Origin of the sequence: Streptomyces mesophilus, assembly GCF_040300965.1 — a bacterium.
Taxonomy (GTDB): domain Bacteria; phylum Actinomycetota; class Actinomycetes; order Streptomycetales; family Streptomycetaceae; genus Streptomyces; species Streptomyces mesophilus_A.
The window spans coordinates 1-5,856 of record NZ_JBEPEW010000262.1 but is presented as its reverse complement, the minus strand read 5'-3'; the positions used below and the strand labels follow the sequence as shown (position 1 = coordinate 5,856).

5 protein-coding genes are annotated in these 5,856 nt (G+C 72.8%); 1 reads left to right on the top strand and 4 read right to left on the bottom strand.

From position 1 onward, the window contains the following. The 4 genes from ABT367_RS40355 to ABT367_RS40340 form a co-directional block, all read right to left on the bottom strand. On the bottom strand, positions 1 to 1,660 hold a 1,660-nt coding region (locus tag ABT367_RS40355; protein ID WP_352258825.1), incomplete at its 3' end, for a bifunctional serine/threonine-protein kinase/ABC transporter substrate-binding protein. A gap of 93 nt (positions 1,661 to 1,753) precedes the next feature. Continuing rightward, complete coding sequence (locus ABT367_RS40350) at positions 1,754 to 3,964, bottom strand: bifunctional serine/threonine-protein kinase/ABC transporter substrate-binding protein (protein ID WP_352258823.1); 2,211 nt, start codon at positions 3,962 to 3,964, stop codon at positions 1,754 to 1,756. Then, complete coding sequence (locus ABT367_RS40345; RefSeq protein WP_352258821.1) at positions 3,961 to 4,770, bottom strand: hypothetical protein; 810 nt, start codon at positions 4,768 to 4,770, stop codon at positions 3,961 to 3,963. Before ABT367_RS40345 ends, ABT367_RS40350 begins: the two co-directional genes overlap by 4 nt. Before the next feature lie 84 nt (positions 4,771 to 4,854). Beyond that, positions 4,855 to 5,241, bottom strand: a complete 387-nt coding sequence (locus tag ABT367_RS40340; RefSeq protein ID WP_352258819.1) for a winged helix-turn-helix transcriptional regulator — start codon at positions 5,239 to 5,241, stop codon at positions 4,855 to 4,857. Between the two features lie 101 nt (positions 5,242 to 5,342). Between ABT367_RS40340 and ABT367_RS40335 the strand changes: the two genes are divergently transcribed. Beyond that, positions 5,343 to 5,856: NAD(P)H-binding protein (locus ABT367_RS40335; protein WP_352258817.1), on the top strand; the 514-nt coding region annotated here is incomplete at its 3' end.

Sequence of the window (5,856 nt, the reverse complement as noted above, 5' to 3'; positions counted from 1 at the left end):
GCCCGGACGAGAGGCCCGAGTACACGACGGCCTGGGCGCCCGCGGCGAGCGCCGCCCTGGCCGCTGCGGCGAAGTCGCTGCGTTCGGCCGCCACTTGGTGCACGGTCGTGCGACCCTCGGAGGGTGGGAACTCCTTGAGCGCCCGGGCCAAACGCCAGCTCAGCTCGCCGCCCGCACGGTCCTCGACCACCGCCGTCCTTGTGACGGGTTCGACGGCCGACAGGAAGCGAGTCATCGCGCTGACCTGGGTGTTGAGATCCGGGCTGAGCTTCAGTAGCCCTCGGTTGCGGGTCCCGTCCACGTCGCTGCCGACCGGTGTCGTGAGCAGCAGCGGCATGGACACCTTCTTGTACGCGGGGACGACGGCCCGCACGGCGGCCTCGGAGGTCGGCCCGATCACCGCCACCACCCGTTTGTCGGCGACCAGTCGGCGCGCCGTGGCCGCCGCCTCGGTGGGCACGCCGGGGACTTCACGGAGCTCAACACTGAAGGGCCGGTCCTCGCGGGCGTTGAACTGCGCCACCGCGAGCTCCGCACCCCGTACGATTCCGCGGCCGGCCGGGCTCTTCCGGTCGACCTGCAGCCCGATGCCGTACGTCGGCACAGGACCGCTTCCGGTGCCGCCCGCGGTCTCGTCCCGCCCCGACGCCCACCACGCCACTCCCCCGCCCGCGAGCGCCACCGCCCCCGCCGCCCCGAGGCCGAGCAGACGGCGGCGGCCGACCGGCGGCCCGGGCGTGGCAGGCGCCGTGTCCACCTGGGTCGGCTCCGGAACCGGCAGGTCGAGGACGCGGGCCGAACGCTCCGCGATCAGCCGGGGCAGCGCGGGCGGCAGCCAGTCGGCGCCCGCCGCGACGGCGCCCGCGAGGCGCTCGCGTACGGCCGAAGCGGTGGGCCTGGCGCCCGGGTCCTTCGCCAGGCAATCCCGTACGAGCGCGGCCAACGGCTCGGGTACGCCCTCGAGTTCGGGCTCCTCGTGGACCGTACGGAAGAGGATCGTCGCGATCGTGCCCGATCCGAACGGCCGCCGTCCGGTCACCGCGTACGCGAGGACGCAGCCGAGCGCGAAGACATCGCTGGGCGGGCCGATCTCGCCGGCCCGGGCCTGGGCCTGTTCGGGCGAGAGATAGCCGGGTGAGCCGATCACCGAGTCGGCGGCCGTGAGCGCGGTGGCCTCGGCGGTGCGGGCGATGCCGAAGTCGATGAGGCGGGGGCCGTCGGCGGCGAGCAGGACGTTCGCGGGTTTCACATCGCGGTGCACCAGGCCCGTGGCGTGTACATCGGCGAGGGCTTCCGCGAGACGCTCGCCCAGGATGCGGACCGTGCGCAGGGGCAGCGGACCGTGGTCCGCGACCGCTTCGGCGAGCGAGGGCGCGGGGATGAACGCCGTGGCCAGCCAAGGTTCACGGGCCTCGGCGTCGGCCGCGGTCGCGGTCACGGTCCAGGGGCCGGTGATCCGGGCGGCGGCTTCGGCCTCGCGGCGGAAGCGGGCCCGGAAGCCCGGGTCGGCGGCGTGCTCGGCGCGGATCACCTTGAGCGCGACCGGCGAACCGTGCGCGGTGCGCGCGAGATAGACCACGCCCATACCGCCGGCGCCGAGCCGGGCGATCAGGCGGTGCCCGCCGATCTCGGCGGGGTCGGAGGGCTTCAGTGGTTCCACGGCTGCTGCTCCAGGTGTCCACGGCCGCTGGTTCAGTGGTCCACGGCCGCTCATTCCGGGGTCCACGGCCGCTGGTTCAGGGGTCCAAGGCCGCTAGTCCGACGGCGGCGGTGGCACCGCTCCCGCGTACTGGAAGCGCCCGCCGGCCACCTCGTAGCGGTGCACGCTCCACTGCGTGAAGCTGCCCACCTCCGGGTCGAAGCCGTGGGTCTTCGTCAGTCCCTTGTACGTGGACTTCCGCAGCCGGCGCGTCAGGGCCTCGCGGGCGGGCCTCTTGCGCCCGGTCGCCAGGAGACCCTCGATGATCAGGTTCACCGCGTCGTACGCCTCGGCCGCCTGGTAGCCCGGCGGACGCCCGTAGCGCTTGGTGAACGCCTTGGTGAACGGCTCCAGTTCGGGCACGGCGGCCGGGTCGACGAAGGACGCGGTGAGCTGCCAGCCCTCGGCGGCTTCGCCCGCGTCCTTCAGGAAGCGGGGATCGAGCACGCTCTGCGGGGCCAGGCGCAGTCCGTCGAAGCCCGCGGCGGCCAGCTCGCGGGCGAAGACGGCGGCCGCGTCGGGCCCGCCCGCGAACACGAATCCGTCGCAGCCCGCGTCGAGCATGTCGGCGACGACCGGCTCGAACTCCTTGGTGTGCGCGGGGACCACCCGGGGATAGCCGGCGATCTTCGTGCCGCGCAGCGAGCTGGTGGTGATGGCCGCGGTCTCCCAGCCGAGCACCCCCACGGTCCGGTCCTGCACCAGACCGAGCACCTTCACGCCGGCCGCCGCGGCCAGCGCCGCATACGGCTGGGCCACGTGCGCGTCCAGCGGCCTGGCCTGCAACAGGCTCCGGGAGGCGAGCGACGGGACGGTCAGGTCCATCGCGCCCGGGGACACGGCGACTTGGGCGAGATAGCTCTCGTCGTACACCTTCAGGACCGCACGCGCCGTGTCGTCCGTGGTCGGTCCGATGACGGCGAGGATGTCCTGGGCGAGGGTGAAGTCCTTGGCCACGCGGGCCGCCCGGGCCGGGTCGCCGCCGTCGTCGCGCACGACGAGGCCCACCTCGAAGGGCGCCTGCTTGCCGGAACCGGAGTTCTTGCCCGAGTTCTTACGGGAGTTGAACTGCTCCACGGCCAGGCGCGCGCCCTCCTCCTGCGCCCGGCCGGCCGCTTTGTGCGGACCGGAGAGGTCCGCCTGGAGGCCGATATGCCACCGGTCGTGCTCGGGTACGGGGTCCTCGGGGCCGCTGCCCGTGATCGAAGCCGCCCATGCGGCGACGCCACCGCCCGCGGCGAGCACCGCAGCGCCCGATATGAGGAGGAACTTCCGTCTGCTGGAGGGCCGTTCGGCAGAAGGGGCGTCCTGTGTCGGCAGCTCCGAGGCGTCGAGCTGCGTCTGCTCGATACCGGGCAGCGCGAGCAGCGCCGCGGCCCGGTCGGCGACCAGACGGACCACGGTGTCGGGCAGCCAGTCGTCGGCCGGGGTGTCCTCGACGAGGGAGTCGAGACCGGTGCGGTCCGCCGGGTCCTTGGCGAGCAGCCCGCTCAGGAGCGTGTGCAGAGCGGCGCTGACGCCGTCGAGGTCGGGCTCGTCGTGGACGGTGCGGTAGAGCAGCGCGTCGGGGGTGCCGGTGCCGAACGGGGGCCGCCCGGTCGCCGCGTACGCGAGCAGGCCACCGAGCGCGAACGCATCGGCGGGCGGTCCGAGTTCACCGCCCTGGGCCTGCTCGGGAGCGAGGAATCCGGGGGTGCCGACGACCAGATCGGTCGCGGTCAGCGCGGTGTCGTCGGCGTCTGGGCCGCTGTCGGCGGCGCGGTTGCCGTCGGCCGTACGCGCGATACCGAAGTCGATCAGGCGGGGGCCGTCCACGGCGAGCAGCACATTGCCCGGCTTGACGTCCCGGTGGACCAGACCGGCCGTGTGCACGGCGGTGAGCGCCGAGGCGAGCATGGAGCCGAGCGCCCGCACACTGCGCTCGGGCAGCGGCCCGCAGGCCTCGACGGCCTCGGCGAGCGACGGACCGGCCACGAACGCCGTGGCCAGCCAGGGCTGTTCGGCCTCGGCGTCCGCCCCGGTCAGCGGCACCGACCAGCGGCTGGTCACGCGCCGCGCGGCCTCGATCTCGCGCCGGAAGCGGGCACGGAACGCTTCGTCCCGCGCGTACTCGGCCTGGATCACCTTGACCGCGGCGAGCGCCCCCGACTCCGTACGCCCGAGATAGACCACGCCCATGCCGCCCGCGCCGAGCCTGCCGAGCAGGCGGTGGCCGGCGAGGGAGGACGGGTCGGAGGGCAGGAGCGGTTCGACGGCCCGGGTCACTTGTCGCCTCCGAGTTCCAGCTCGGCGCGGACGACCATGGCGCTGAAGCCCTGCTCGACCGCCTGGTTCAGCTCCTGCTCGGTGTGGCCCTTGCCGCCCTTGATCACGGAGGCGATGGTCACCTGGCCAATGCGGGCCTGGGACCAGTTGTACGGGTAGGGGCCGCCGAGTTGCTCGCTGTGGTACTCGCCGTTCTCGGAGATCGAGTCGTCGGCGTACGAGTTGGTGCCCTGCCCGAGCGCCATGCCCTCGGAGAACAGGCCCCTGATCCACTCACCTGCGCGCAGCTCCTGATCAGGGCAGCGCAGCGCCTCCTCCAGGGTGCGGGCCATCTCCCAGTCCGCGCCGTCGACCTCGCGGTGCACCGTGACGACGGAGCTGACGCGCACCGGGCCCTTGCCTTCGGCCGCGGGCAGTTCGCTGTACGTGGTGATGCTCGCGAGCACGTCCTTCGGCAGCCGCTCGCGCTGCCAGACGCACTTCTCGTCGAGCACGGCCCACTGGGCGGGATCACTCTCGTACGGGGAGCGCTTGGTGTATCCCGGCCCGTACTGGTCCGGGCTCGCGGCGACCTTGCGGGCCAGCCGCAGAGCGTCGGCGCGGGTGTGCGGGACGCGGTCCGGGTCCGGCGTGAAGGTGGAGTCCGGGGCCGGATCGGGCCGGCCGCCGGCCTGACTGCCGGACGGGGCAGGGGATTTGGGCGGTCTGGACGCTTGCGGCCCGTCCCCACCGCTGTCACTGCAGGCGGTGAGCAGCAGCGCGGCCACGCACAGCACAGCCGTACACGCCAGTCCTCGGTGCCCCACGAGACCCCCACACGCACACGCGTTCCCCAGTGATGCGGAGATCTTACGTCCGGTTGGTCGAACGCGCCTGTGTACTGCGGTTGTTCAGGAGGTCTTCGCCTCGTCGTACGCGGCCCGCGCCGCGAGCACCTTGTCCACGCTCCGCTCCGACCAGCGCGCCAGCTCCCAGACCTGCTGTGCGGCCTCCCTGCCGAACTCGGTCAGCGAGTAGTCGACGCGCGGCGGGATGACGGGCTGCGCCTCGCGGTGCACGAAGCCGTCGCGCTCCAGGGTCTGCAGGGTCTGGGCCAGCATCTTCTCGCTGACCCCGCCGATCAGCCGGCGCAGCTCGCTGAAGCGGTACGAGCCGTCGAGCAGCGCGGCCAGGACCAGCACGCCCCAGCGACTGGTGACGTGCTCGAGGATCGGACGCGACGGGCACTGCGCGGCATTGACGTCCGGCCGGAGATCCCTCAGGACACTTTCGCTCATGCAAGTACCTTACTTCAAAGTGGGTACTTTCGAAAAGTAAGTACCCGACCTAAGGTGAGTGAAGACCGCAAGGAAACTGTACGAACCTGGAGATTTCAGCCATGAGCCTCGTCGTCACCGGCGCCACCGGAAACCTCGGCCGTCTCGTCATCGAGAGCCTGCTCGACGCCGGGGTCCCGGCCGGACGGATCGCCGCCGTCGTCCGCAACAAGGAGAAGGCCGCCGCCCTCGCCGAGCGCGGTGTCGAGCTGCGGATCGCGGACTACTCGCGGCCCGAGTCCCTGGCCGACGCCTTCGCCGAGGGCGACCGGGTGCTCCTGGTCTCCGGCAGCGAGGTCGGCCGGCGCGTGGCCCAGCACCAGGCCGTGATCGACGCCGCGAAGAGCGCGGGCGTCGCCCTGCTCGCGTACACCGGCGTACTGGGCGGCCCTGCGGCCGACTTCAAGCTGGCCGACGAGCACAAGGCGACCGAGCAGGCGATCCTCGACTCCGGCCTGCCGTACACGTTCCTGCGCAACGGCTGGTACCACGAGAACTTCACGGAGAACCTGGCCCCCGTCCTCGAGCACGGCGCCGTCCTGCAGAGCGCCGGCGCCGGCCGGGTCGCCTCGGCCT